The organism is Amycolatopsis regifaucium, from assembly GCF_001613935.1.
Lineage (GTDB): Bacteria > Actinomycetota > Actinomycetes > Mycobacteriales > Pseudonocardiaceae > Amycolatopsis > Amycolatopsis regifaucium.
Window position 1 is genome coordinate 11,950 of sequence record NZ_LQCI01000014.1, and the last position, 26,105, is coordinate 38,054.

24 protein-coding genes and 1 pseudogene are annotated in these 26,105 nt (G+C 69.1%); 8 read left to right on the forward strand and 17 right to left on the reverse strand.

Going from position 1 to position 26,105, the window contains the following annotated elements; all coding sequences use genetic code 11:
• Nucleotides 1-28: 28 nt before the first annotated feature.
• From AVL48_RS16900 to AVL48_RS16930, 7 genes are all read right to left on the reverse strand, one after another.
• Complete coding sequence (locus AVL48_RS16900) at nt 29-826, reverse strand: ABC transporter permease (protein WP_061987228.1); 798 nt, start codon at nt 824-826, stop codon at nt 29-31.
• Nucleotides 804-1,658 carry a 2-aminoethylphosphonate ABC transporter permease subunit gene (locus AVL48_RS16905; protein WP_061987230.1) on the reverse strand — a complete coding sequence of 285 codons (855 nt, stop codon included), beginning with the start codon at nt 1,656-1,658 and terminating at the stop codon, nt 804-806. The genes AVL48_RS16900 and AVL48_RS16905 overlap by 23 nt, the downstream gene beginning before the upstream one ends.
• Nucleotides 1,655-2,716 carry an ABC transporter ATP-binding protein gene (locus AVL48_RS16910; RefSeq protein ID WP_061987231.1) on the reverse strand — a complete coding sequence of 354 codons (1,062 nt, stop codon included), beginning with the start codon at nt 2,714-2,716 and terminating at the stop codon, nt 1,655-1,657. The genes AVL48_RS16905 and AVL48_RS16910 overlap by 4 nt, the downstream gene beginning before the upstream one ends.
• Complete coding sequence (locus AVL48_RS16915) at nt 2,713-3,732, reverse strand: 2-aminoethylphosphonate ABC transporter substrate-binding protein (protein ID WP_061987233.1); 1,020 nt, start codon at nt 3,730-3,732, stop codon at nt 2,713-2,715. Before AVL48_RS16915 ends, AVL48_RS16910 begins: the two co-directional genes overlap by 4 nt.
• A 16-nt stretch (nt 3,733-3,748) precedes the next feature.
• The gene (locus AVL48_RS16920; protein ID WP_061987235.1) at nt 3,749-4,423 is read right to left on the reverse strand and encodes a phosphonatase-like hydrolase; all 675 of its coding nucleotides are present in this window, start codon (nt 4,421-4,423) and stop codon (nt 3,749-3,751) included.
• Entirely contained in the window at nt 4,417-5,529 is a 1,113-nt protein-coding gene (locus AVL48_RS16925; RefSeq protein ID WP_061987237.1) for a TIGR03364 family FAD-dependent oxidoreductase, read from the reverse strand. The genes AVL48_RS16920 and AVL48_RS16925 overlap by 7 nt, the downstream gene beginning before the upstream one ends.
• 184 nt (nt 5,530-5,713) lie before the next feature.
• Complete coding sequence (locus AVL48_RS16930) at nt 5,714-6,490, reverse strand: GntR family transcriptional regulator (RefSeq protein WP_061987238.1); 777 nt, start codon at nt 6,488-6,490, stop codon at nt 5,714-5,716.
• Between the two features lie 72 nt (nt 6,491-6,562).
• Here AVL48_RS16930 and AVL48_RS16935 point away from each other — a divergent pair, with 72 nt between their 5' ends.
• Nucleotides 6,563-7,816, forward strand: a complete 1,254-nt coding sequence (locus AVL48_RS16935) for an APC family permease (RefSeq protein WP_061987240.1) — start codon at nt 6,563-6,565, stop codon at nt 7,814-7,816.
• 124 nt (nt 7,817-7,940) lie between these two features.
• Nucleotides 7,941-8,747 (forward strand): S1 family peptidase, encoded by an 807-nt coding sequence (locus AVL48_RS16940; protein ID WP_082857669.1) that lies wholly within the window; start codon nt 7,941-7,943, stop codon nt 8,745-8,747.
• 83 nt (nt 8,748-8,830) lie between these two features.
• Here the strand turns inward: AVL48_RS16940 and AVL48_RS16945 are convergent, their stop codons facing one another.
• Together AVL48_RS16945 and AVL48_RS16950 are read right to left on the reverse strand one after the other, a co-directional pair.
• On the reverse strand, nt 8,831-9,937 hold the full coding sequence (locus AVL48_RS16945) for an NAD(P)H-dependent flavin oxidoreductase (protein ID WP_061987242.1): 1,107 nt from the start codon (nt 9,935-9,937) through the stop codon (nt 8,831-8,833).
• A 13-nt stretch (nt 9,938-9,950) separates the two neighbouring features.
• A complete protein-coding gene (locus tag AVL48_RS16950) occupies nt 9,951-11,567 on the reverse strand; it encodes an acyl-CoA synthetase (RefSeq protein WP_177242336.1) in 1,617 nt (538 codons plus the stop codon).
• 61 nt (nt 11,568-11,628) lie between these two features.
• Here AVL48_RS16950 and AVL48_RS16955 point away from each other — a divergent pair, with 61 nt between their 5' ends.
• Nucleotides 11,629-12,417 carry a crotonase/enoyl-CoA hydratase family protein gene (locus AVL48_RS16955; RefSeq protein ID WP_061987246.1) on the forward strand — a complete coding sequence of 263 codons (789 nt, stop codon included), beginning with the start codon at nt 11,629-11,631 and terminating at the stop codon, nt 12,415-12,417.
• 71 nt (nt 12,418-12,488) lie between these two features.
• On the opposite strand, the gene AVL48_RS16960 is transcribed toward AVL48_RS16955, so the two are convergent.
• Nucleotides 12,489-14,048: an acyl-CoA synthetase gene (locus AVL48_RS16960; protein WP_061987248.1), complete on the reverse strand. Its 1,560-nt coding sequence runs from the start codon at nt 14,046-14,048 to the stop codon at nt 12,489-12,491.
• A gap of 98 nt (nt 14,049-14,146) precedes the next feature.
• Between AVL48_RS16960 and AVL48_RS16965 the strand changes: the two genes are divergently transcribed.
• From AVL48_RS16965 to AVL48_RS16975, 3 genes are read left to right on the forward strand one after another with little or no spacing between them, the layout of a single operon-like run.
• Complete coding sequence (locus AVL48_RS16965; protein ID WP_061987250.1) at nt 14,147-15,130, forward strand: Zn-ribbon domain-containing OB-fold protein; 984 nt, start codon at nt 14,147-14,149, stop codon at nt 15,128-15,130.
• An 8-nt stretch (nt 15,131-15,138) separates the two neighbouring features.
• Nucleotides 15,139-16,194, forward strand: coding sequence for a thiolase domain-containing protein (locus tag AVL48_RS16970; protein WP_061987252.1), 1,056 nt, complete (start codon nt 15,139-15,141; stop codon nt 16,192-16,194).
• Entirely contained in the window at nt 16,191-17,351 is a 1,161-nt protein-coding gene (locus AVL48_RS16975) for a thiolase domain-containing protein (RefSeq protein WP_061987254.1), read from the forward strand. Before AVL48_RS16970 ends, AVL48_RS16975 begins: the two co-directional genes overlap by 4 nt.
• A gap of 132 nt (nt 17,352-17,483) precedes the next feature.
• Here the strand turns inward: AVL48_RS16975 and AVL48_RS16980 are convergent, their stop codons facing one another.
• The 3 genes and pseudogenes from AVL48_RS16980 to AVL48_RS16990 form a co-directional block, all read right to left on the reverse strand.
• On the reverse strand, nt 17,484-18,506 hold the full coding sequence (locus AVL48_RS16980) for a YhjD/YihY/BrkB family envelope integrity protein (protein WP_061987256.1): 1,023 nt from the start codon (nt 18,504-18,506) through the stop codon (nt 17,484-17,486).
• A 47-nt stretch (nt 18,507-18,553) separates the two neighbouring features.
• Nucleotides 18,554-19,137, reverse strand: a pseudogene (locus tag AVL48_RS16985) (transglutaminase-like domain-containing protein); the annotation flags it as partial.
• 80 nt (nt 19,138-19,217) lie between these two features.
• Nucleotides 19,218-20,444: a cytochrome P450 gene (locus tag AVL48_RS16990; protein ID WP_061987258.1), complete on the reverse strand. Its 1,227-nt coding sequence runs from the start codon at nt 20,442-20,444 to the stop codon at nt 19,218-19,220.
• Between the two features lie 242 nt (nt 20,445-20,686).
• Between AVL48_RS16990 and AVL48_RS16995 the strand changes: the two genes are divergently transcribed.
• Nucleotides 20,687-21,850, forward strand: coding sequence for a steroid 3-ketoacyl-CoA thiolase (locus tag AVL48_RS16995; protein WP_061987381.1), 1,164 nt, complete (start codon nt 20,687-20,689; stop codon nt 21,848-21,850).
• Here the strand turns inward: AVL48_RS16995 and AVL48_RS17000 are convergent.
• Both AVL48_RS17000 and AVL48_RS17005 read right to left on the reverse strand, forming a co-directional pair.
• Nucleotides 21,847-22,341, reverse strand: coding sequence for a pyridoxamine 5'-phosphate oxidase family protein (locus AVL48_RS17000; protein WP_061987260.1), 495 nt, complete (start codon nt 22,339-22,341; stop codon nt 21,847-21,849). The genes AVL48_RS16995 and AVL48_RS17000 overlap by 4 nt on opposite strands.
• A gap of 40 nt (nt 22,342-22,381) precedes the next feature.
• Complete coding sequence (locus AVL48_RS17005) at nt 22,382-23,227, reverse strand: SCO6745 family protein (protein ID WP_061987262.1); 846 nt, start codon at nt 23,225-23,227, stop codon at nt 22,382-22,384.
• Nucleotides 23,228-23,293: 66 nt separating this feature from the next.
• On the opposite strand from AVL48_RS17005, the gene AVL48_RS17010 reads away from it, so the two are divergent.
• Nucleotides 23,294-24,157, forward strand: a complete 864-nt coding sequence (locus AVL48_RS17010) for a GNAT family N-acetyltransferase (protein ID WP_061987382.1) — start codon at nt 23,294-23,296, stop codon at nt 24,155-24,157.
• 215 nt (nt 24,158-24,372) lie between these two features.
• Here AVL48_RS17010 and AVL48_RS17015 read toward each other — a convergent pair whose 3' ends face one another.
• On the reverse strand, nt 24,373-25,278 hold the full coding sequence (locus AVL48_RS17015; protein WP_061987264.1) for an SDR family oxidoreductase: 906 nt from the start codon (nt 25,276-25,278) through the stop codon (nt 24,373-24,375).
• The gene (locus tag AVL48_RS17020; RefSeq protein ID WP_061987265.1) at nt 25,275-26,069 is read right to left on the reverse strand and encodes an SDR family oxidoreductase; all 795 of its coding nucleotides are present in this window, start codon (nt 26,067-26,069) and stop codon (nt 25,275-25,277) included. Before AVL48_RS17020 ends, AVL48_RS17015 begins: the two co-directional genes overlap by 4 nt.
• Nucleotides 26,070-26,105: the final 36 nt, after the last annotated feature.

Genomic DNA, 26,105 nt, shown 5'->3' on the forward strand with positions numbered 1-26,105 from the left:
CGATCGGGTTGCATCACCGCTCTGTCCTTCAACGCTGGGCGGCACGTCCGCGAACCAGCCCGAGAAGCACCACCCCGGCGAGGGTGACGGCCAGCAGCAGCACCGTGCTCGCCGAGGCCAGGAACACCTGCCCCCGGTCCGTGAGCGCGAAAATGCTCGCGGGCAGCGTGCGCCAGTCCGGTGGGTACAGCATCATCGTCGCGCCCAGTTCACCCATCGACATCGCCAGCGCGAGACTCGCCGACGCCGAGATCGACGGCAGCAGCACCGGCAGGCGGACCCGGAGCAGCACCCGCACCGGCCCCGCCCCGAGGCTCGCCGCCGCCTGCGCCAGCAGCGGGTCCATCCGTGCGATGGCGGCGGAGACGGTGCTGAAGGAGAACGGCAGCAGGATCATCACGTGCCCGAGCAGCACGATCCAGCGCGTCCCGTTGAAGGCCAGCGGCGGACGGCTGAACGCCACCAGCAACGCCAGTCCCAGCACCACCGAAGGCACCGCGATCGGCAGGTGGAACAGCGCATCGACGGCTTTGCGGACCCGAGGACCGGCCGACCGCGCGGCGAGCGCGGCCCAGGTCCCCAGCAGCACCGAGACCAGCGAGGCGATGACACCGGTCTGGATGCTCACCGAAAGACTCGCGAACGTCTCCCCGGACAACGCCTGCGCGAAGTGCGAACCGGTGAGCGCGCCCGGTAGCAGGCCGGTCCAGTTGCCGGCGACCGACGCGAGCGCGATCATCAGCAGTGGCGCCAGCACGATCGCGGTGAACAGCACCGCGAACACCGTCCACAGCAGTATCCGGCTACGCCTCGTCCACAGCAGCACGACGGCCTCCCTTCGTCAGACGCCGGTAAGTTCCGTACAGGGCAAGGGAGAACACGACGTTGACCACCGCGATGACACAGGCCTGCGGGAAGTCGAACGTGACGATTCCCTTGCCGTAGACCAGCATCGGCAGTGTCGTGACGTCCTTGGCGCCGAGGAACAGCACGATGCCGAACTCGTTCATCGCCAGCAGCATGGTCAGGCAGGCGCCAGAAGCCAGTGACGGGAGGGCTTCCGGCAGGATCACCTGACGCAGCACGCGTCCGGGTTTCGCGCCGAGACTGGCCGCGACCTCCATCTGCGCCGAGGGGACCTGGCCGAACGCGGCGAGCGCCGGCCGCATCACGAACGGCGTGTAGAAGGTGATCTCCGCCAGCAGGATCCCGAACGGCGAGTACAGGAAACCGCCGGCGCCGAGGATTCCCGCACTGCCGTAGATGAAGGTGAAGGCGAGCGCGATGAGGAACGACGGGAACGCGAGCACGGTGTCCACCAGCCGCGAGAGCGCCCGGGCGCCGGGGAACGGGACGAACGCGATCACCAGCGCGAGGAACGTCCCGAGCACCACGCACCCCGCGGTGGCACCGAGAGCGAGCGCGACGGTCTTCCAGGCGGCGTCCCGCAATTCCGCCGAACCCAGGACGTCCAACCACACCGAGAAACCGAACTCGCCGGTCTTCGATTCCAGCGACTGCAGGACGACGAGCACGAGCGGGTAGCCGAAGAACCCGAGCAGGACGAGCACCGGGGGCAGCAGGAGCCAGCCGCGTGCCGCCGGTTTCTCCCGCCGCCGCGCCGGTGCCGACGTGGCGGCCAGTGCGAGGCCGGTCATCCGATGCCCACCAGCGGGCAGCCGTCCGGAATGGACACTCCGACCCGCTCACCCACGCCCGGCAGCCCCTCGACGTCCGGCACTTCGGCCCGTACCTCGCCGCCGTCGTGCGCGAGTTCGAGGTCGAGCCGGAACCCCGTGCCGCGCCACTGGACGCCGCGCAGGATCGCGGGCAACGCGCCAGGGGCGTCGGCCGCGGTGATCCCGACGCGGTGCGGCCGGACGCCGAGCGCGACCGGCTGCCCCGCCCGGAGCGCACCGGACGGATCCGCCACCAGTTCGCGGCCGCCGAGCCGGACGCGGGTGCTGTCGGGTTGGATCGGCTCCACCGGGATGAGGTTGGACGCGCCGAGGAAACTCGCGGTGAACTCCGTCGACGGGCGCTGGTACAGCTCCCGGCTCGGGCCGAGTTCGACCAGCTTCGAGTCGCGCATGACCGCGATCCGGTCGGCCAGCGCCAGCGCCTCGCCCTGGTCGTGGGTGACGTAGATCAGCGTGGTGTCGGGCAGTTCGGCACGCAGCCGCAGCAGTTCCGCGACCATGTCCTCACGCAGTGCCGCGTCCAAAGCGGACAGTGGCTCGTCGAGGAGCAGCACGCGCGGCCGGATGGCCAGGGCCCGCGCGAGCGCGACGCGTTGCTGCTGCCCGCCCGAAAGCTCGCGAGGGTAGCGGCGGGCGTACTTGCCCATCCCGACCAGTTCCAGCGCTTCGGCGACCCGCCTCTCGGTCTCGGCGCGGGGAGTCTTGCGCGCCTTGAGCCCGAAAGCGACGTTCGCCTCGACGCGCATGTGCGGGAACAGCGCGTAGCTCTGGACGACCACGCCGAGACCACGCCGATGCGGTGGCAGGTCCGTGACGTCCTCGCCGTCGAGCAGGACCCGGCCGGTGCTCGGCACGACGAAACCCGCGAGGGCCTTCAAGGCCGTCGACTTGCCGGAGCCGGACGGCCCGAGCATCGCCAGCGTCTCCCCTCTCGCCACCGTGAGGTCCAGTGGTGAGAGAGCCGTCGTCTGGCCGAAGCGGACGGACACCCCGCGGAACTCGACCGCCGCGGTCATCGGCCGACGGCCTTCTTGTAGGCGGCGAGGTCGGCGTCGAGCTTCGCGAGCACGGCGTCCCAATCCGGCTGCCAGATCTCGACGCCGTCGAGCGCCGCCTTCACCTTGTCCGCCCGCGGCCCGGACGGCGTGACGTCGGTCCGCGCCGGGGCGCCGAAAGCGTCCACGGCCTTGCCCTGCACCTCGGGCGAGAGCAGGAAGTCCAGGAACTTCTTGGCGTTCTCGGCGTGCGGCGCGTTGGTCACGAGACCCGCGTAGTACGGGAGCGCGAACGTGGACCGCTTGCCGTGGGAGTCGGCCGGGAAGAAGACCTCGAAATCACCGCTCTTCTCGATCGAGGCGAGGTTCATCTGGACGTCGCCGTTGGCCACCAGGATCTCGGCCTTGGCGACCTTCGGCTGCAGTTTCCCGGTGGAGGACGACGGGCCGACGTTGTTGGCTTCGAGGTTCGTGAGGTACTCGAGCGCGCCCTGTTCGCCGAGGACGTGCTGGAGTTGCAGCAGTACCGCGGTGCCGTCGCCCGCCTCACCGGGAGTCGAGTACTGGAGTTTGCCCTTGAACGCGGGCGCCAGCAGGTCGTCCCAGGTCTTGGGCGAGACCTGCGGGTTGCGGATGAAGCTGAGGTAGTTGTTCATGATGGCGAAGTAGCGGCCCTGACCGTCCTTCTGCCCGGCGGGCACCTGGTCGGCCCCGGACGGCGCCGTGGCGGCGAGCAGCCCCTGCGACGCGGCGCGCTGGATGAACGGCGGGAGGGTGACCAGGATGTCGGCCTGGGTGTTGGCCTTCTCCTTCTCCACCCGCGAGGCGACTTCGCCCGATCCGGCGGTCACCGCCTGCACGGTGATGCCGGTCTTCGCCTTGAACTCCTCGATACGCTGGGCGTACCAGTCTTCAAGACCGTCCACTGTGTACAGTGTGACGGTCTGGTCGCCGGACGCGCCGCCGGCGGTGCCACCACAGGCGGCCAGGGTGAGCGCGAGCAGCCCGGCGAGGGCGGTGGCCGCGAGTTTCTTCATGTCGTCAAAGCTCCTTTTAGGACAGCAGGGCGGTGAGGTCGCGGACGGATTCGAGGACGTGGGTGGCACCGGCGGCTTCCAGTTCCGGCTTCGTCGCCGATCCGGTGAGCACGCCGGCGACGAGCGAAGCGCCCGAGGAGAGGCCGGTCTGGATGTCCGAGGGTGTGTCGCCGGCGACGGCGATCCGGCGGACGTCGCCGATTTCGAGCCCTAACGCGGCGGTGAGGACGAGATCGGGGAACGGACGGCCACGCACGCCGTCTCCCGGCGCCAAGACCGCGTCGGCGAGGCCCTGCCAGCCCAGCGCGTCCAGGATCGCGTTCTGGGTGGCGGGCGCGAAGCCGGTGGTGAGGGCGACCTTCACGCCCCGGGCTTGCAGCTCCTGGATCGTCTCCTCGGCGCCCGGGATCGGCTCGCAGTGGCCGTCGGCGACGAGCTTTCCGTAGGCGGCCTGGAATTCGGTGTTCGCGCGCTGGGCGAGATCCTCGTTCCCGTCGAGCAGGGTACGAAAGACGACGATCTTGGACTGGCCCATGGTTTCGACGACGTAGTCGAGCATCCCCGGATAGCGTGTGTCCTCTTCGGACACTCCGGCGGCGGCGATCGCCTCGGTGAAGGCGCGGATCACCAGGCCGTCGTCGGCGACGGTGGTGCCCGCCATGTCCAGGACGACGAGTTCGGTGGTCACCACGACAGCTCCTCGGCGGTGTCTTCGGCGATGGCGGGGGAACAGGTCATGCCCCGGCCACCGGGGCCGGTGACGAGCCAGGCGTTGTCCGCGACCCGGGCGCGGTGGACGATCCGGGCGGTGTCGACGGTCTGGGCGTAGACCCCGGCCCAGCGGCGGGCGATGCGCGGGAGCGGCCGTCCGAGCAGTGCCCCGGCGACCTCGGCCAGGTGGTCGTACGGGTCTTCGGTGGTGTCGAAGGAGAACGGCTCGTCGTACTCGTGGGTGTCGCCGATGGTCAGCGAGCCGTCGAGGCGCTGCACCATGAGCAGCTGCATGGCGTTCGCCGTGGCGACGGCACCCTGCGGCTGGCGAGCGTTGAGGTCGTCGAGCGCATCACCGCGGTATGCGGGGTAGTAGCGGAAGCTGTCCGCGTCGGCGACGGTGGTGGTGAGCGTTTCACCCAGAGGTTCGGTCTGGGCCATCTGCAACCGCACGCGGCGGATCGGGGTCGGCCCGGCGAGTTCCTTCACCAGGCCGCCTGTCCAGGCGCCGGTGCACAGGACGACGACGTCGCCTTCGTGACTCTCGCCGGTGTCGTCGACGACGCCCCGGGGGGTCAGGTCGCGGACCTCCCGGCCGGGCACCCAGGTGTAGCGGCCGGATTTCGCCAGTTCGGCGCGCAGCGCGGGCTGGGCGACGCGTGGTTCGACGGCGGCGTCGCGGTCGCACCAGAGCGCGCCGAGGAAGTCCCCGCGCAGGGCCGGGTTCAGCGCGCGGGTCTCGGCCGCGTCGAGCAGCTTGAAGCCGCGCTCCTCCGTGCCCGCGGCCGCCGCGCGGGCGACGGCGAGTTCGGCCTCCGTGCGGACGACGGTGAGCGAGCCGTTCGGCCGGAAGCCGATCCCCGGCACGCGTTCGCCGATGCGTTCCCACAGCACCCGCGCCCTGGCCGCGGTCTCCAGCTCGGGGCCGGTGGCGCGGCCGCCGACCCAGACCAGCCCGAAGTTGCGCACGGACGCGCCCCGGGCTTCGGGCTCGCGTTCGATCTGGACGACGTCGTGGCCGCGTTCGACGGCCTGCCAGGCGTGCTGAGTGCCGAGCACTCCGCCGCCGATGATGAGGATTCGCACGCCGCAGACGCTCGTCCGCGCGCACCAACGCCTCGTGACGGTGGTTCTAACCCTAGGTGAAGTACCTCCGAAACTTGGACCAGACCTGTTATCTTTGCGTTACATTATCTCCCGTTTCGTCCTCTACATGCGGTCGTTGAAAGTGCAAGTACCGCGTCCAGAGGACTAAACGCGTGAAGGAGGGTTACTCCACGCGGCCGAGACGGGTCTCGAAGGACAGCCGGTCGCCACGGAACAGCGACCGGACGCGTTCGAACGGGATGCCGTCGGTGCCCCACGAGGTCCGGTGCATCAGCAGCATCGGCAGTGCCGGATTCGTCCCGATCAACAGCGCCTCCCGCGGGGTGGCGAGCACGGTCTCCACTCGCTCCTCGGCGCCTTCGAAGACCACACCGAGCCTTTCCCGTAAACACGCGTAGAGCGACTGTGTGGGATCGAACACATCCATGAGCGTGGGGAATCGCGCGGAGGTGAGGTAGGTCGATTCCAGCCCGACCCGCTCATCATCGGCCAGCAGTACCCGTTCGATGTGGATCACGTCGTCGTCGGGATCGATTTCCAGTTCCGAAGCCAGCGACGGACCGGCTTCCCGGCGTTCCAAAGAGATCAGATTCCGGCCCGGCTCGATGCCCTGCCTCCTGAGTCCTTCGGTGTAACTCACCAAAGCGAGCGGCTGCACGAGCTTGGGGCCCGCGACATAGGTGCCGCTACCCTGCCGCCTGCTGAGACGGCCTTCGAGCACGAGTTCCCCGACGGCCTGGCGGACGGTCGCCCGGGAAACCTCGAAACGCTCGGACAGTTCCCTTTCGGTGGGAAGTACCGCACCCTGCCCCAATTCGGAGATCACGTCGAGCAGATCGACTTTAACCGCGTAATAACGTGGAATGCGGCCGTGTTCGGGAATACCGTCCCGGACCGGGCCGTCGGCAGACGGATGGACTCTTGGTGAACGTGTTCTCACTGTCGAGATCTTAGGCCGTATTCACCTGGGCTGTACTGACCCGAACGAAGTGTTCATGCCACGCTCACACTCGTGGACGAACAGAACTCCCTCGCCCGGCGGCTCGGCACCCGCGACGCCGTGTTCATCGGCCTCGGTTCCATGATCGGGGCGGGGGTTTTCGTCGCTTTCGCCCCCGCCGCGCGGGCCGCGGGGGCCTGGCTCCCCGCCGGGCTGGCCCTCGCCGCCGTGGTCGCCTACTGCAACGCGACGTCCTCGGCACGGTTGGCCGCGCTCTATCCGGCGTCCGGCGGCACCTACGTCTACGGACGCGAACGGCTCGGCGAATTCTGGGGCCAGCTGGCCGGCTGGGGGTTCGTGGTCGGCAAGACCGCCAGTTGCGCGGCGATGGCGCTGACCGTCGTCACCTACGCCGCCCCCGGGCTCGGCCAGCCGTGGCGGGGCCTGTCCGCGGTCGGTGTGGTGGCGGCACTGACCGGGCTCAACTACCGCGGCGTCCAGCGCTCGGCGTTCGCGACCAGGCTGATCGTGTCCATCACGCTGACGATCCTCACGCTGGCGGTGGCGGCGATGCTCTTCGGCGGCACCATGCGGGCGGGGGCTTCCGGCCCGTCGGTCGTGCCCGGCGTCGGCGGCGTACTGGAGGCGGCCGGTCTGCTGTTCTTCGCGTTCGCCGGCTACGCGCGGATCGCGACGCTGGGTGAGGAGGTCCGCGATCCGGCGCGCACCATCCCCCGCGCCGTGCCGATCGCGCTCGGCCTGGCGCTGGTCGTCTACGCCGTGCTCGGCTTCGTCCTGCTGTACCAGCTCGGGCCGGACCTGCTGGGCCGCAGCCCGGACCCGATCGCGGAGGGCGTCGAGCGGTCGTCCTGGTCGTGGCTGACCCCCGCGGTGCGGGTGGGCGCGGTGCTCGCCGCGGTGGGTTCGCTGCTCGCGCTCGTGCTGGGTGTTTCGCGCACCACGCTGGCCATGGCGCGCGACGGGCATCTTCCCCGCTACCTGACCGCGGTCCATCCCCGCTTCGGCGTCCCGCACCGGGCCGAACTCACCGTCGGCGTCGTCGTCGCCCTGCTCGCGAGCACCGTCGACCTCCGCGGCGCCATCGGCTTCTCGTCGTTCGCGGTGCTGGCGTACTACGCCGTCGCGAACGCCAGCGCGCTGACACTGCGGCCGGGATCGCGGGTGATCGCCGTGGTGGGCCTGCTCGGCTGCGTGGTGCTCGCGTTCAGCCTTCCGGCGGTTTCGGTGCTCGCCGGTTCCGGAGTACTGGCGTTAGGCGCTCTGGGCTACGCCATTCGTCGGCGCTTCGCGACGAACGTCCGTTAATCACCATCATCGGTCGAAAGATCCGAAGAAAGTCGGTTGTCCCGCCCTCCGTCCGCCTGCTGTAGTCAGTTGGCCGCAGTCAGTCTCCCTGCCTCCACTGTGGACAGCCGGAAGGAATGAACCCTTGGACATCAAGCGTCGGTTCAGCCTGCTCAAAAAGACCCTGATCGCCGTCGCGGCGGCCGGAACCCTGGCGGGTCTCGCCACGGCTCCGCAAGCCGCGGCCGCGCAGCCGCCGTCCACCGACGTGGTCGGTGGAACCCGAGCCGCCCAGGGTGAATTCCCTTGGATGGTAAGGCTTTCCATGGGCTGCGGTGGTGCGCTCTACACCCAGCAGATCGTGCTGACCGCCGCGCACTGCGTGTCGCGGACCGGCGCCAACACGGGCATCACCGCCACCCTCGGTGTCGTCGACCTGCAGAGCACCGCGGCCAAGAAGGTCAAGTCGACCTACGTGTACCGGTCGCCGACCTACCCCACCTCCACCGGTGGTGACTGGGCGCTGATCAAGCTCGCCAGCCCGGTCACCGGCATCCCGACCCTGCCGATCGCCACTTCGACGGCCTACAACAGCGGCACGTTCACCGTGGCGGGCTGGGGTGCGGCGACCGAGGGCGGGGCGCAGCAGCGCTACCTGCTCAAGGCCACCGTGCCGTTCGTTTCCGACGCGACCTGCAAGGCGCAGGGCGGCAGCTACGCCGGCCTGATCGACAGCGCCGAGATCTGCGCGGGCAACATCAACTCGGGCGGCGTCGACACCTGCCAGGGTGACTCGGGCGGCCCGATGTTCCGCCGCGACAGCGCCGGTGCCTGGATCCAGGTCGGCATCGTCAGCTGGGGCGAAGGCTGCGCGCGGGCGCACGCTCCCGGCGTCTACACCGAGGTGAGCACCTTCGCGACCGCGATCAAGAACGCGGCCGCCGGGCTCTAGCTTCACCGCACGGCATGCCAGGAAAGGTCCTTTCCTTGCGAATTTCGCAAGGAAAGGACCTTTCCTGGCGTTCGGGGGCGACTTCAGCGGGTCTTGTCCAAACGCGACAGTGCTTCTTCGTAACCCGAAACGAGTTCCGCGATCACGTCGGCGACCGGCCGCACCCGGTCCATCCGCCCGACGATCTGCCCCACCGGCATCGAGACCACGGTCGGATCCGCCGCGTGATGAATCCGGTTGTGCGCGTGGGAGACCAGCAGGTTCTGCAGCGGCATCGGCAGCGGTTCTGGCGCGCCGGGCGCGGCCCACGCCTCGGTCCACCGCGTCTTGAGCAGCCGCGCCGGTTTGCCGGTGTAGATCCGCGTCCGGACGGTGTCGGACGAACCCGCCGCGACCAGAGCCCGTTGCATGGCCCCGGATTCTCCCATGGTCTGCAGGTATTCCTCGGTGGCGAGCCAGAACGACCCCATCCACACCCCGGACGCGCCCAGCGCGAGCGCCGCCGCGACCTGCCGTCCCGAGCCGATCCCGCCCGCGGCGAGCACCGGCACCCGGTCACCGACGGCGTCGACGACCTCGGGCAGCAGGACCATCGACGCGATCTCGCCGGTGTGCCCGCCCGCCTCATAACCTTGCGCCACAACGAGATCGACACCGTTCTCGACGTGCCGGACAGCGTGTTCGGCCTTGCCTGCCAATGCCGCGACCGGCACGCCTTTCGCGTGACACTGGTCGATGACGTCGACCGGCGGTGAACCCAGCGCGTTGGCGATCAACCGGATGGGATGTTTCAGCGCGACCTCGACATGCGACCGGGCGACCGAATGCAGCCAGCCCAGCACGCCGGCGCGTTCGTCGGTGTCGTCCGGCAGCGGCGGGACGGCCAGGTCACGCAGAGTCCGCTCCACGAAATCGCGATGCCCTTGGGGGATGTGCTTCGCGAGATCGATCGACGTCCCTTCCGCCGGGATCTTGGCGGGCATGACGATGTCGACACCGTAGGGTTTGCCGCCGGTGTTCTCGTCCATCCAGGACAGGACGGCGTCGAGTTCGGCCGCGTCGTTGAACCGCACACAGCCCAGCACGCCCAGCCCACCCGCCCGGCTGATCGCCGCGGCGACGTGTTCGGACGGGGTGAACCCGACGATCGGCAGGTCGATCTCGAGCCGGTCGCACAGAGACGTCCGCATGTGGCTCCTTTACTCACGCCGGTTGGATGGTCACGGGCTCGTGCTCGCCGGCGTAGCGCTGCGCCCAGGGATAGTCCGGTTTCCCACTGGGAGAGCGCCCGATCTCCTCGGCGAGCCAGAGGGTGCGTGGCACCTTGTACCCGGCGACCTCGGTCCGCACATGCGCTTCGAGCGCGACGACGTCCAGGTCTTTGCCTGGCCTCGGCTGGATCACCGCGGCCACGCGCTGGCCGAGCCGGTCGTCGGGGATGCCGATGACGAGCGCGTCGAACACGTCAGGATGCGACTTCAGGGCACCCTCGACTTCTTCCGGGTAGACCTTCTCGCCGCCGGTGTTCACGCACTGCGATCCCCTGCCGAGCAGGGTCACCGTGCCGTCTTCCTCGTAGCGCGCGTAATCACCGGGTACGACGTACCGCTTGCCGTCGACCTCGATGAAGATCTTCTCGGTCTTCACGGGATCCTTGTAGTAGCCGAGGGGGACGTGCCCGCGGCGCGCGATCAGCCCGATCGCGCCGGGCTTCGGGTCGACAAGACCGCCGTCGTCGTCCACCAGGATCGCGTCCTTGCCGAAGCTGACCCGGGGACCGGCGGAATGGTCGGAGTCCTTGCTGACCATGCCGATGCCGGTGAAGCCGCTTTCGGAGGATCCGATCGCGTCGGTGATCACCACGTTCGGGAGCATCGCCAGGAATTCCTGCTTCACCGACTGGGAGAACAGGGCGGCGTGGCTCGACACCGCGACGATCGACGACGCGTCGTAGTCACCCTCGCGGTAGGCCTCGATCAGCGGTCGCGCCATCGCGTCGCCGACGATGGTGAGTACCTGAACCTTGTTGTCCTGCACGGCTTTCCAGATCTCGTGCGCGTCGAACCGCGGCACGAACACGACCGGGCTGCCGGTGAACAGCGCGCCGAACGCGGCCCACTGCGCGGCGCCGTGGATCAGCGGCGCGGCGGGCAGCCGGACCAGGCTGCCCGACTTTCCCTGTTCGGCGAGCGTCCATTCGTCCGGGACGTACTCGCCGGTGACGAAGTTGATGCCGCCACCGAGCGCGCGCCAGATGTCCTCGTGACGCCACAGGACACCCTTGGGATATCCGGTGGTTCCGCCGGTGTAGAGAATGTAGATGTCGTCGGCGCTGCGCTCGGGGAAGTCACGCTCGGGTGAGCCTTCGGCGAGCGCGGCCTCGTAGTCCACGCCGCCGTAGGACGAGTAGTCCCCGTCGCTTCCGTCGTCGACAACGACAACGTGTTTCAGTTCAGGGGTTTCCGGCAGCACGGCGGCGACCTTGTCCGAGTAACCGCGCTCGTGGACCAGCGCCACGAGGTCGGCGTTGTCGAACAGGTACCGCAGTTCGCCGTGGACGTAGCGGTAGTTGACGTTGATCGCGATCGCGCGCAGCTTGTACGCGGCGATCATCGATTCCAGTGCTTCGATGGAGTTCCGGGAATAGACACCGATGTGGGATCCGGGTCCCACGCCGTGTGCGGCGAGATGGTGCGCCAGCCGGTTGGCGCGCTCTTCCAGTTCGGCGAAGGTGACCCGCCGATCGCCGCAGACGACCGCGATGCGCTCCGGCACGGCGTCGACGGCGTGCTCGAGTAGATCCGCGATATTGAGTGCCACTCCCTCAAAGTAGAACATGTTATCGTTCTGGGCAATGGTGGCGATTTCAGTGGAGGCTCCGGTGGGCGAACCGCACGCGCTGGTGGAAAAGATCGAACACACCCTCGTGGTCACGATGAACCGGCCGGAGGCCCGCAACGCGCTCAGCGGCGAGATGCTCGGGATCATGGTCGAGGCGTGGAACCGCGTCGACACCGACGACGACATCCGGTGCTGCGTGCTCACCGGCGCGGGCGGCGCGTTCTGCGCGGGCGCGGATCTGAAGTCGATGTCGAAGAACTCGCCGTCCGACTCGTTCGAGAAGGGCACGTTCGATCCCAGCCGGATCGAAGGCCTGCTCAAGGGGCGACGGCTGACGAAACCGTTGATCGCGGCCGTCGAGGGCCCGGCGATCGCCGGCGGCACGGAGATCCTGCAGGGCACGGACCTGCGCGTCGCGGGCGAGAGCGCGAAGTTCGGGGTGTCGGAAGCACGGTGGAGCCTGTTCCCCATGGGCGGTTCGGCCGTCCGGCTCCCCCGCCAGATCCCGTACACCGTCGCCGCCGACCTGCTGCTGACTGGACGGCACATCACCGCGGCCGAGGCGCTGAAGATCGGCCTGATCGGCTACGTCGTCCCCGACGGCACGGCGCTGGACAAGGCGATGGAGCTGGCCGGGCTGATCTCCGCGAACGGACCGCTCGCGGTCCGCGCGATCCTCAAGACCCTGCGCGACACCGAGGGCATGCACGAGGAAGAGGCCTTCAAGCTCGACGCCCAGTACGGCATCGAGGTTTTCGCGAGCGAAGACGCGAAGGAAGGCCCCCGCGCCTTCGCCGAGAAGCGCAAGCCCGTCTTCCGGGGCCGCTGACCCCCACGCGTTTCGTCCTCTAAATGCGGTAGTTGCCCACGCAACTACCGCGTTTAGAGGACGAAACGCGGTCAGGGGAGGGCGTGGCCCGCCCAGTAGGGGTCGCGGAGCTTGCGCTTGTAGAGCTTCCCGTTCGGGTCACGCGGGAGTTCGGGCAGGTAGTCGACCGAACGCGGGAGCTTGAACCTCGCCAGCCGGGACGCCGCGTACTCGAGGATCTCGGCGGTCAGCTCGTCGGAGGGCTCGACACCGCCCGCGGGCTGGACGACGGCCTTGATCGCCTCGCCCCACTCCTCGTGCGGGACCCCGAACACCGCGACGTCGGCGATCTTCGGATGCATCACCAGTTCGCCCTCGATCTCCGCCGGGTAGATGTTCACCCCGCCCGAGATGATCAGATCCGCCTTGCGGTCGTGCAGGAAGAGGTAGCCGTCCTCGTCGAGATGCCCGACGTCGCCGAGGGTGAACAGATCGCCGACCCGCGCCTTGGCCGTCTTGGCCCGGTCCTTGTGGTACTCGAACTTCGAGTCCCCCATCTTCATGTAGACGGTGCCGGTCTCACCGGCGGGCAGCTCCTTGCCCTCGTCGTCGAGGATCTTGATCGTCGAACCCGGCCACGGCAGCCCCACCGAACCCGGTTTCTCGAGCCACTCCTCCCCCGAGATCGCCGTGCCGCCGCCCTCGGTGGCCGCGTAGTACTCGGTGACGACCGGCCCCCACCAGTCGAGCATCCGACGTTTGACCTCCAGCGGACAGGGCGCGGCACCGTGGATCATCACGCGCAGCGAACTCAGGTCGTAGGCCGCGCGGACGTCGTCCGGCAACGCGAGCAACCGCCGGAACTGCGTCGGGACCATATGGCTGTGCGTGACCCGGTGCCGCTCGATCAGCCGCAGCATCTCCTCGGCGTCCCAGCGGTCCATCAGCACCGCGGTATGCCCCAGCTGCAGCGAGATGGCGACGAAGTTGAGCACCGCCGTGTGATAGAGCGGCGACCCGCACAGATGCACGTGCCCGTCGTGCGGCACCAGCCCGAAGATCCCGAAGAACCACGTCGAAGCGCCGGGGACTTCGTCGGGATCGGCGCCGCTCAGCGGGCGCCGGACACCCTTGGGCCGCCCCGTGGTCCCCGACGTGTAGAGCATCGGCGAGCCGGCCGTGCGCCGCTCCGGACGCCCGTCCCCCTCACCCGAACCGAGTTCCTCGATCCGCCGGAAACCCGCGACGTCGCCCACCGCGAAACGCGCCCGTTCCGGGATCCCGGCCTCGTCGGCGGCCGCGATCGCGACGTCGGCGAACCGTTCGTGCGCGAGGAACGCCTTGGCGCCGCTGTCGGAGAGGATGTAGGCGACCTCCGGCCCGACCAGATGCCAGTTGACCACCACGATGTACAACCCGGACTGGATGGCGGCGAAATAGGCCGCCACGAGTTCGTCCCCGTTGGGCTGCAGGACGACGACCACGTCCCCGGCCCCGAGCCCGAGGGCCTGCAGGCCCCGGGCGTACGCGTTCGCTTTCGCGGCGAGGTCCCCGTAGCCGATCGAGCGGCCGTCCGGATCGACGAGCGCGACCCGCTCCGGCTCCCGCGCGGCGATGTTCCAGACCCCAAGTGTCCCCGTGGCTGTCGACATAGGGGCAAATCTAGAACGCGTTCCACTCAAGGGCAAGCGTCAAGGGCGCCCAGGTGACGGAGCTTGCCGCAAAATCGAGAACGTGTTTCACTCAGAATGTGAGTGCACCAGAACTCCCGCTGTCGGCCCCGCTCAACGTGGGCTTCGACTACACCCGTTCGGTCGGGCCGGTACTCGGCCGGTTCGTCGACGCCCTGCGCGAGCGCCGGGTCGAAGGCGTCCGCGGCAGTGACGGCCGCGTCCACGTGCCGCCACTGGAATACGACCCCGTGACCGCCGAGGCGCTGTCCGAGTTCGTTCCGGTCGCCGCCGAAGGCGAGATCGTGTCTTGGTCGTGGATCGCCGAACCGCTCGACGGCCAGCCCCTGTCGCGGCCGTTCGCGTGGGCCCTGATCAGGCTCGACGGCGCCGACACCGCGCTCCTGCACGCGGTCGACGCGGGCTCTCCGTCGAACGTCCACACTGGACAGCGTGTGCGGATCCGCTGGGCGGACGAGACGGTCGGCCACATCCGGGACATCGCCTACTTCGTCCCCGCCGACGGTCCCGACACCGATCCCACCGAGGCGCCGCCCCCGGTCGCGAAACGCGAGGAGGGCGCGCCGGTCAGCGTGGTGATCACGCCGATCCACCTGCGCTACCGGCATTCCGCGTCGCCGGAGGAGAGCCGTTACCTGCGCGGACTCGCCGAAGGAAAGCTGATCGGCCAGCGCTGCCCGTCGTGCGGCAAGGTCTACCTCCCGCCGCGCGGCGCCTGCCCGACCGACGGCGTCCCGACCACCGACGAGGTCGAACTCCCGGACACCGGCATCGTCACCACGTTCTGCATTGTGAACGTCCCGTTCCTCGGCCAGCGGATCAAACCGCCGTATGTCGCGGCGTACATCCTGCTCGACGGCGCGGACATCGCGTTCCTGCACCTGGTCCTCGGCTGCGACGCGGCCGACGTCCGGATGGGCATGCGCGTGCGCGCCGTCTGGAAACCGGCCGACGAGTGGTGGACGTCGCTGGAGAACATCGACCACTTCGAGCCGACCGGCGAGCCGGACGCGCCCTACGATTCCTTCGCCCACCATCTGTGAGGACCGCTGTGCCAGATGTAGCAGTAGTGGGCTTCGCGCAGGCCCCCAACGTCCGTAACACCCCGGGCACCACCAACGGCGTGGAAATGCTGGTGCCGATCTTCGCCGAGGTCTTCGAGCGCACCGGTCTGTCCAAAGAGGACATCGGGTTCTGGTGCTCGGGTTCCTCGGACTACCTCGCCGGCCGCGCGTTCTCGTTCATCGCCGCGGTCGACGCGATCGGTGCCTTTCCGCCGATCCACGAGTCCCACGTCGAGATGGACGCCGCCTGGGCGCTCTACGAGGCGTGGCTGAAGATCCGCATGGGCGAGGTCGAAACGGCGCTCGTCTACGGCTTCGGCAAGTCTTCGGCAGGCCAGCTGCGGCGGGTACTGGCGCTGCAGATGGACCCCTACGTCGTCGCGCCGCTGTGGCCGGACTCGGTGAGTGTCGCCGGGATTCAGGCCAGGCTGGGCCTTGAAGCGGGACTGTGGTCGGAAAAGGATCTCGCCGAGGTCGCCGCGCGCAGCCGTGCCGACGCCGTCGCCAACCCGGCCGCGCAGTTCTCCGGCCCGGTCGAGGTCTCCGAACTCCTCGACACCCCGTACTTCGCTGATCCCTTGCGGGCCCACGACATCGCACCGGTCACCGACGGTGCCGCCGTCATCGTGCTCGCCTCGGCGGAGCGGGCGGCGGACCTCGTCGACAGCCCCGCGGTGATCACCGGGATCGAGCACCGGGTCGACTCCCCCTCGCTCGGGGTGCGGGATCTCACCCGGTCACCGTCCACGGTGGCCGCCGGAAGGGCGCTCGACCTCGACGGCGTCGAAGTCGCCGAACTGCACGCGCCGTTCACGCATCAGGAGCTGATCCTGCGCGAGGCGCTGGGCCTGGACGAACAGGTGCGGATCAATCCCTCGGGCGGGGTGCTGACCGGCAATCCGATGTTCTCGGCGGGCTTGGCGCGGATCGGCGAGGCGGCGAACCGCATCCTCGACGGCAGCGCGCGCAAGACACTCGCCCACGCGACCAGCGGCCCCGTCCTGCAGCAAAATCTGGTCGCGACCTTGGAGGTCCTCTCGTGAAGCACCTCGCGGCCGTGCTGGGCACCGGCCAAACCCACCACAAGGCCAAGCGCACCGACGTGTCCATGCCCGGTCTGCTCCGGGAGGCGATCGACCGGGCGATGATCGATGCGCAGACCGGCTGGGACGACATCGACGCCGTCGTCCTCGGCAAGGCGCCGGATCTGTTCGAGGGCGTGATGATGCCCGAACTGTTCCTCGCCGACGCGCTCGGCGCGACCGGGAAACCCTTGCTGCGCGTGCACACCGCCGGTTCGGTCGGCGGGTCGACCGCGCTCGTGGCCGCGTCGCTGGTGCAGGCGGGGGTGCACCAGCGCGTGCTGACGGTGGCCTTCGAGAAGCAGTCCGAGTCGAACGCGATGTGGGGCCTGTCGATCCTCCCGCCGTTCCAGATGCCGGTGGGTGCCGGGGCGGGCGGCTATTTCGCGCCGCACGTGCGCTCGTACATCCGGCGGTCCGGCGCGCCCGACCACGTCGGGGCGATCGTCGCGGCCAAGGACCGGCGCAACGGGGCTTTGAACCCCTACGCGCATCTGCGGCAGCCCGACATCACGGTGGAATCGGTGCAGGCGTCACAGATGCTGTGGGATCCGATCCGCTATGACGAAACGTGCCCGTCCTCGGACGGCGCCTGCGCGATGGTGCTCGGTGACGAGGCCGCCGGTGACGCCGTTCCCGGTGGCGCGGCGTGGATCCACGCGACCGCGATGCGCACCGAACCCACGACGTTCGCCGGCCGCGACCAGGTCAACCCGCAAGCGGGGCGCGACGCCGCCGCCGCGTTGTGGAAGGCCGCCGGGATCACCGATCCACTGTCCGAAGTGGACGCCGCGGAGATCTACGTGCCGTTTTCGTGGTTCGAGCCGATGTGGCTGGAGAACCTGGGCTTCACCGACGAGGGCGAAGGCTGGAAGCTCACCGAGGCGGGCGAGACCGCGCTCGGCGGGCGGCTGCCGGTCAACCCGTCCGGTGGCGTGCTGTCGTCGAACCCGATCGGCGCGTCGGGGATGCTCCGGTTCTCCGAAGCGGCCAAGCAGGTAATGGGACGCGCCGGGGACTACCAGGTCGACGGCGCGCGCGTCGCGCTCGGGCACGCGTACGGCGGCGGATCGCAGTTCTTCTCGATGTGGGTGGTGGGGTCGGCGAAGCCGAGCTGACGGACGGACCCACTGAGATGAAGGACGCTTTCCTCGCAAATTTTGCTATGAAAGCGTCCTTCATAGCGCCGGTCGCAATGAAAGCGTCCTTCATGGCGCTCGTTGCAATGAAGGACGCTTTCATTGCGGGTGTCAGGTGCGGCGGCGGGGCCGGAGGCGTTGCGCGGCCAAGGTCGCGACCACGCCGGTCACCGCGCCCACCAGTGCCGGTTTGAGACCGTGCCGATCGGGCGGCGCGACCACGGGCCGGACCACCACGGGCGGCGGCGGGCGGACCGGCTCCGGCGGCGCGTCGCGCGCGGTCGCGGTCCAGGCCGTGACGAACACCAGCATCCGGGCCACCAGTGAGATGAAGAAGATGAGACCGATGATCGAGCCGAACGCGACGCCGGTCGGCGAGTTGCCGATCAAGCGCAGATAGATCCCACCGGCCAGTTTCAGCAGTTCGAAGCCCAGCGCCAGCGCGACCGCGCCGCGCATCGCGCTGCGGACCCCGACCGGTTTCCTCGGCAGCCGCGTGAGCACCCAGAGGAACACGAGCCAGTTGGCCAGCAACGCCAGCGGGATCGAGATCGCCGAAAGCACGTTGTGCCCCCAGGCGGTGTCGTCCACCCCGGCCAGGCCCAGCAGGTACCGGCCGAGCGCGGACCCCGAGATGGTGATCGCGAAGGAGACCAGCAGCGCCGTCGCGAGGCCGAGCAGCGCGAGGAGGTCCGCGGCGATCGTGCGCAGCAGCGGAAGATCCGAGCGGTTCTGTCCCCACAGCGCGGTGAGCGCGTCCCGCAGGGCGTTCATCCAGTTCCAACCGGAGTACAGGCCGACGATCAGACCGATGACACCGACGCTGGTGCGCTGTTCCACGAACCCGGTGAGCAGGTCCCCCGCCTTGTCACCGAGACCGCCGGGCAGGGTGCCGGTGATGGCGTTCAGCATCGTCTCGATCAGCTGCGGCTGGCTGGCCAGCACGAAACCCGCCACCGACACCGCGACCATGAGAATGGGCACCAGCGAGAACAGGCTGAAGTACGTGATCGAGGCGACGTAGTGGTAACCGCCGTACTCGATGTACCGGTTCACCGCCCGCGCCACGTGGTCCAGCCAGCGGTAGCGGGCACGCAGCCGCTTCCATTTCGTCGGTGCTTGCTTCTCCCTCACACGGACTGTCTACCCCAGCGAGGTCACAGCTCGTGGGCAACACGCGATCAAGCGAGCGCGATCAGCTCCGAGCCGTCGTCTTCCGGCAGGGTAGGACCCGCGGTCGCCAGGACGGTGCTGCCGAGAAAGTCCAGCTCACAGCCGAGGGTGGAGAGGAACGCGGTGTCGGCGGCGTCGCGTCCGGTCGCGATGCGGCTCATGCTCTGCCTCGGTGCGAGACCGGTGGCGTCGAACACGTACCAGCGGCCGTCGATCGCGGCCTCGAACACGGCGTGGAAGTCCATTGGGGACAGTCCGGGCGCGTAGACCGCGACGAACCTGGCCGGGATGTCGATCACCCGGCACAGCGAGATGCAGACGTGCGCGTAGTCGCGGCAAACCCCTTCCCCGGCGAGGTAGGTGTCGACGGCGTCGTCGGTCGGCGAGCCGGAACCGACCACATAGGACAGGTGCTCGCCCACATGCCGGACGATCGCCTCGACCTGGGTTCGCGCGTCGGGCGGACGAGGTCGTCCATGGCGATGGGTTCGCCCTCGACCGGCCCGTAGGCGCGCTCGGCCCGGTATCGCACGCCGTGCTCACCGGGCGGCAGCTCGACGACCTGCGCCCGGGTCCCGTGTTCGAACGCCACCTGGCGCGGCGGCGCCGGATAGGCGAACCTGCACGTGGGGACCCCTGGCGTCCATGGTGCCCTACGAAGTCTCCGCCGGCTCAGCCGTAGCGCACCTGGTAGTGCTTGATCCCGTTGAGCCAGCTCGACCGGAGCCGGTCGGGCGGGGCGGCTTCGCTGATGTTCGGCATGACGTCGGCGATGGCGTTGAAGATCAGGTCGATCTCCAGCCGGGCGAGGTTCGCGCCGATGCAGTAGTGCGAGCCCGTGCCGCCGAAACCGACGTGCGGGTTGTCCTCGCGGAGGATGTCGAACTTCTCCGGCTCGTCGAAGTGATCGGGGTCGAAGTTCGCCGAGCTGTAGAACATCCCGACCCGGTCGCCCTTGCGGATCCGCTGCCCGCCGAGTTCGGTGTCGCGGGTCGCGGTGCGCTGGAAGGCGACCACCGGGGTGGCCCAGCGGACGATCTCGTCCGGCGCGGTCTTCGGCCGCTCCTTCTTGTACAGCTCCCACTGGCCGGGGTGGTCGAGGAACGCCTTCATCCCGTGGGTGATCGCGTTGCGCGTCGTCTCGTTGCCCGCGACGGCGAGCAGGATGACGAAGAAGCCGAATTCGTCCGAGGCCAGCGATTCGCCGTCGACGTCGGCCTGCACCAGCTTCGTGACGATGTCGTCCATCGGGCACTTGCGGCGTTCTTCGGCCATGTTCCAGGCGTAGCCGACGATCTCCGCGGACGCGGCGAGCGGTTCGACCTCGTACTCGGGATCGTCGTAGGCGACCATCTGGTTGGACCAGTCGAAGACCTTGAGGCGGTCTTCCTGCGGGATGCCGATCAGTTCGGCGATGGCCTGCAACGGAAGTTCGCAGGCGACGTCGGTGACGAAGTCCCCGGAGCCCTTTTTCTTGGCCTCGCTGACGATCCGCTCCGCACGGTCGCGCAGGGTGTCCTCGAGTTTCGCGATCGACCTCGGCGTGAAGCCCTTCGAGACGATCCGGCGGAGCTTCGTGTGCTGCGGCGCGTCCATGTTGAGCAGGACGAGCCGGTTGGCTTCGAGACTGTCCTCGGTCATGTTCTCGTCGAAGCGGATGATCGCGGTCTTCTCCCGGGAGGAGAACAGCTCGCTGTCCCTCGACACCGCCTTGACGTCGTCCAGCCTGCTGACCACCCAGTAGCCGTCGTCGCGGAAACCCGCGGTGTTGTGCGGCTGCGGGTTCCACCAGACCGGTGCCGTGCGGCGGAGTTCGGCGAACTCCGCCAGAGGCAGTCTGGTGGCGTACAGATCCGGATCGGTGAAATCGAAACCGGCGGGGATCAGGGGAGCGGCCACGGGCTACCTCCTACGCGGTTCGCCAATGAAACACGTTCTAGCCCGATTGAAGCATAGGGCGTTTACCAAGTGAAGAGTTTTTAGTGAAACCCGTTAACTTGGCCTAATGCGATCATGGATGCCCAGCAAGCGGCGGGACCGACGACCAGTGATCAAAATCCCGCCGACCCTGGGGTGACTTGCTCAAATTGAGAACGTGTTCTACTTTTTCCGTAGTGAACGGTGTTCTCCAGGAGGCGAACGTGGGTAGTCCGGTGATCGTCGAGGCGGTCCGCACCCCTGTCGGCAAGCGCAGGGGCCATCTGTCGGGGCTGCACGCGGCCGAGATCCTGGGCGCGGCTCAGCGCGCCTTGCTCGACCGGGCGGGACTGGATCCCGTGCTCGTCGAACAGGCGATCGGCGGCGCCGTGACCCAGGCCGGTGAACAGGCGGGCAACGTCACGCGGACGGCGTGGCTGCACGCCGGGCTCCCCGAGACGACGGGCGCGACCACCATCGACGCCCAATGCGGCTCGGCGCAGCAGGCGACGCATCTGATCGCCGGGCTCATCGCGGCCGGGGCGATCGACGTCGGCGTCTCGTGCGGCGTCGAAGCGATGAGCCGGGTACCGCTGGGCGCGAACCGTGGCGAGGGCATCGGCACGCCACGGCCGGACTCGTGGTCGATCGACATGCCGAACCAGTACGGCGCCGCCGAGCGGATCGCGCGACGGCGTGGGATCACCCGGCACGACGTCGACCGATTCGGCACCGCCTCCCAGACCAAGGCCGCCGCCGCGTGGGCGGCCGGGCACTTCGACCGCGAGGTCGTCGCGGTGAAGGCACCGGTGCTCGGCGAGGACGGCGCGCCGACCGGCGAGACCCGGCTGGTGAACCGCGACCAGGGCTTGCGCGAGACGACCGTCGAAGGCCTCGCGAAGCTCAAACCGGTCCTCGAAGGCGGCGTGCACACGGCCGGGACGTCGTCGCAGATCTCCGACGGCGCGGCCGCGCTCCTCCTGATGGACTCGGGCCGGGCCAAGGCACTGGGCCTGCAGCCGCGAGCGCGCATCGTCTCCCAGGCGCTGGTCGGCGCGGAGCCGTACTACCACCTCGACGGTCCCGTGCAGGCGACCGAACGGGTACTGGCCAAGGCGGGGATGGTGATCGGCGACCTCGACCTGTTCGAGGTCAACGAGGCCTTCGCTTCAGTTGTGTTGTCGTGGCAACGGGTGCACCGGGCGGGCGAGGACAAGGTCAACGTGAACGGTGGCGCGATCGCGCTCGGGCATCCCGTCGGCAGTACCGGCGCGCGGCTGCTGACCACGGCACTGCACGAACTGGAACGCCGGGACGCGAGCACCGCGCTGGTGACGATGTGTGCCGGTGGCGCGCTTTCCACCGGCACCATCATCGAGCGGATCTAGCCTTTCCCGCCCGGCGCGACCTCGACCACCGGACCGTTGTCCGGCCTCGCGAGCCGTTTGCTCCCCTGGCCCTCCTTCCAGAAATCGAAAAAGATGGTGTTGCCCTCGACCCAGGTCAGCACCGCTTCGGTGAGGTCGAGCCGGAAGACGTGGGCCTCCCCGTCGTCGCCCTGCAGGCGGGCGACCTCCGCCGGATCGGTGATCTCGACGGCCTTTCCCGACACCTTCGCGTCCGCGCCGCCCTCGTCGATCGCCGAGGCGGCGTGGATCGCGAACCTGCCGTCACGCTGCAGATCTTTCGCCTTCACCGCGTTGATCATCGAACCGATCAACAGGTCCTGGTCACGGAAATCGACCTCACTGCCGCTGACGCGGGGCGAACCGTCCCGCCGGACGGTCGCCAGCACGTGTGACTTCGCCGCGGTGAACCGTTCCCGGATCTTCGCCGCCAGCTCGGGTGCCTCTTCACTGAACTGTTGCCACGTAGCCATGCCGGACAGCGTCCCACCGGGGTCCGACAGTTTCGAGCGGTCAGGGCCGCGGTGCCCCCATCGGATTCGGCGACGGGATGGCTCCGGCGTCGAACACCTGGCGGCTCAACGGGACGGCGAGCCGCAGGACCTCGGCGGCACCGTCCTCGCCGAGAGCGTCGATCGGGCCGGTGGCGAGCCGGTCGGTCTCGTCCTCGATTCGTTGGCGCAGCGCGTTTCCGGCGTCGGTGAGGTGCGAATCGCCGTCGAGGAGGCCGCGTTCGGTCAACCGTGCGACGCTCTCGTCCCACTCGTCGTCGGACCAGCCGCGGTTGATCTGGATGACCTCGCGGGTCACCGCCCCGCTGCCGATGTGGGTCAGTGTCGTGTCGAGCCCGCGCAATCCGGCGGCGACCGCGGAAAGGACGTGACCGTCCCCGCGATGCTCGCGCAGCACCGTCGCCGCGAGCCAGACCCTCCCGGCGGGACCGTCCGGGCGGGCGACCGAGGACCACGCGGCGGCGAGCGGCCTGGCCGCGTGATCGCAGCCGGTGACGGCCTGTTCGAGTAGCTCGGCGAGTTCGTCGAGGGCCGCGTCGGCGGGCAGGATGCGGGTCAAGGCCGCCTCGACGGCGTCCATCCGGCTCCGCAGCACGACCGACGGCTCGGCGAATTTCCAGGCGTCGGGCAGGGATCGCGCGACCATCCGCGGCGCGAACCCGAACAGCATCGCCGTCACGGGTGGTTCCGTCAGCGGTCCGAGCGGCGCGACCCGTCCGGCGAAATAGCCCATCCACCAGCTCGGCAGACCGACGGCCTTGGCCGCGGCCGCCGTTTCCGGGGCGAAGTAGACGACGGCGTGCAGCGGCTCGACCGCTTCCCAGAGACGGCGCTGAAGTGAGGTCACTCCCCCATCTTGGCCACAGGGAAAACCGGATGCGAGCGATCGGCGCGATGGTGTGTGATCACCGGCATGGCGATCATGATGGAGGTACCGGGAGCCGACGGGCTGGGCGAGGCCGTGGACGCCCTGCGGCGCTGGCAGCAGGACGGGTCGCCGTGGCAGCTGCATCCCGGGGATCTGGGCTGGTTCTGGCGGTCCGGCGCGGAGGCGACGGCCGCGGCGCTCCGGATCTGGCGCCGCGACGGCCGGATTCTCGCCGTCGGGCTCCTGGACGGAGCCGACCTCCTGCGGCTCACGACCGCGCCGGACGTTCGTCAGGACGAGGAACTGGCGCGACGGCTGACCGAAGACGTGATCACTCCGGAGCGCGGCGTACTGCCTGCCGGCAAAGTGGCCATCGAGGCGCCGAAGGACGCGCTGCTTCAAGACCTTTTGCCGGAGCACGGCTGGCGCCTCGACGAGCCGTGGACGCCACTCCGCCTCGATCTCACGGAACCGGTGCAGGACCCCGGCGTGCGGATCGAGGTGATCGGAGCGGAACAGGGCCACGTGCACGCCGCTGTCCTGCGGGCGTCGTTCGACAAGTCGGCTTTCACCACGGAACGCTGGCACGCGGTTGCCTCCGGATTGCCGTACGCCGACGCCCGGTCTCTGGTCGCGTACGACGACCGAGGCGACGCGGTGGCGGCTGTGACGGTGTGGTCGGCGGGCGAGGGGAAGCCCGGGATACTCGAGCCGATGGGTGTCCACCGGGACCATCGCGGACACGGCTATGGCCGGGCGATCACGATCGCCGCGGCGGCAGCGCTCCGGGAACTCGGTTCGTCGAGCGCGGCCGTCAACACGCCGAGCTCCAATGTCGCCGCCGTCGCCACCTATAGGTCGGCGGGGTTCGAGGCGCTTGCCGAGAACCGGGACCTCGCGCGAGGATGAGGCGAAGGTAGCGGGTCGGGTCGCGCGGTCGTGAGTGGCGATTCGGGTTCTTGGTGGGTAAGCCACAGATGGCGTGCCCTCCCGCGGGCCCGGACTGGCTACCGGAAGCCGGGGGTGCCGTGTCTCAGCGGAGAGAACTTGACGGCAACCAGGTAGCGAAGGCCCCCTTCGCCTCCTCGATGACCCGGCCGCTCACGACCACCTGTACCGAAGACCTACGCGCCGTAGACAGGCTCCGGAACCGGAGCCTCCGCCACCAGCTCCGCCACGACGGGCCCGAGTTCGGCGGGTGACCACCGGGATCCCTTGTCCCGCACCGTGCCATGCCGCCAACCCTGCGCGATCGAGACGCGTCCGCCGTCGACCTCGAACACCCGTCCGGTCACCCCGGACGACTCTTCGCTGCCGAGCCACACCACCAGCGGTGACACGTTTTCCGGTGCCATGGCGTCGAATCCGGCCTCCGGCGCCGCCATGTCAGCGGCGAACGCCTCTTCGGTCATCCTGGTCCGGGCGGCCGGGGCGATCGCGTTCACGGTGACGCCGTAGCGCGCGAATTCCGTGGCCGCGACCAGCGTGAGGCCCAGGATCCCGGATTTCGCGGCCGAGTAGTTGCCCTGTCCGACGCTGCCGAGCAAGCCCGCGCCGGAACTGGTGTTGATCACCCGCGCCGCCCGCGTACGGCCGGCTTTCGCCTCCGCGCGCCAATACTCGGCGGCGTGCCGTGTCGGCGCGAAATGCCCTTTCAGGTGAACACGGATGACCGCGTCCCACTCGTCCTCGCTCAGATTGACCAGCATCCGGTCGCGCAGGAAACCCGCGTTGTTGACCAAGACGTCCAGCCCGCCGAAGGTTTCGACGGCGGTCCGCACCAGGGCGGCGGCACCGTCCCAGGACGCGACGTCGTCGGTGTTCGCGACCGCCTTGCCGCCGAGCGCCTCGATCTCGTCGACGACGTTCTGCGCGGGCCCGGCCGAACCGCCGCTGCCGTCGATGCCGGCCCCGAGATCATTCACCACCACCCGCGCGCCCTCGGCGGCGAACGCGAGCGCGTGTGCCCGGCCGATGCCCCGACCCGCCCCGGTCACCACCACGATCCGGCCGTCGGCGATCCTGCTCACACCGGCTCCTTTCCTTCGGTTCGAGCATGGGAAGCGGCCAAGAAGGCGGGCACCTCTCCCCCGCCGTGCACGGCCAAGCAGGCGCCGCTGACATAAGAGGCCAGCGGGGAAGCCAGAAATACCGCGCAGGACCCGATCTCGTCCGGTTCGGCCAACCGTCCTAACGGGACGGTCTCGCTCACCGCCGCGATCCCGGCTTCGTCGCCGTAATGCAGATGGGTGTGCTCGGTCCGGACCATGCCAACGTCGAGCGCGTTGACCCGCACCTTCGGCGCCCACTCCACGGCCAGCGTCGCGGTCAGGTTGTCCAAACCGGCTTTCGCCGCACCGTAGGAGGCCGTCCCCGGTGACGGTCGCGTCCCGCTGACACTGCTGATGTTCACGATGACGCCGCCGCGCTCCTGACCTTGCATGATCGTGTTCGCCGCGCGGGCGACGGTCAGCGGCGCCAGCAGGTTGAGCCCGATCACCTTCTCGTGGAACCGCGGCGACGCGTCCGCCACCTGGGCGTACGGCGCGCCACCCGCGTTGTTGACCACGACGTCGAGCCTGCCGTGCCGCCGGAGGATCTCCTCGAAGAGCGCGTCGACCTCCTTGGGATCGCGGACGTCGCAGGAGATGAACGTCGACGCCCCGTCCTCGGTGCGGACCGGTCGCTCGGGTTCGGTGCGGGCGCAGGTGACGACTTCGGCTCCGGCACGGAGAAAAGTCCTGGTGACACCGGCGCCGACGCCGCGCACCCCACCGGTCACCAGCACCACGGCGCCGTCGAGCCGGAGTTCGAGTGCCATGCCGGGCCTCCTTCACGTCGCTGTACCCGGGCCGGA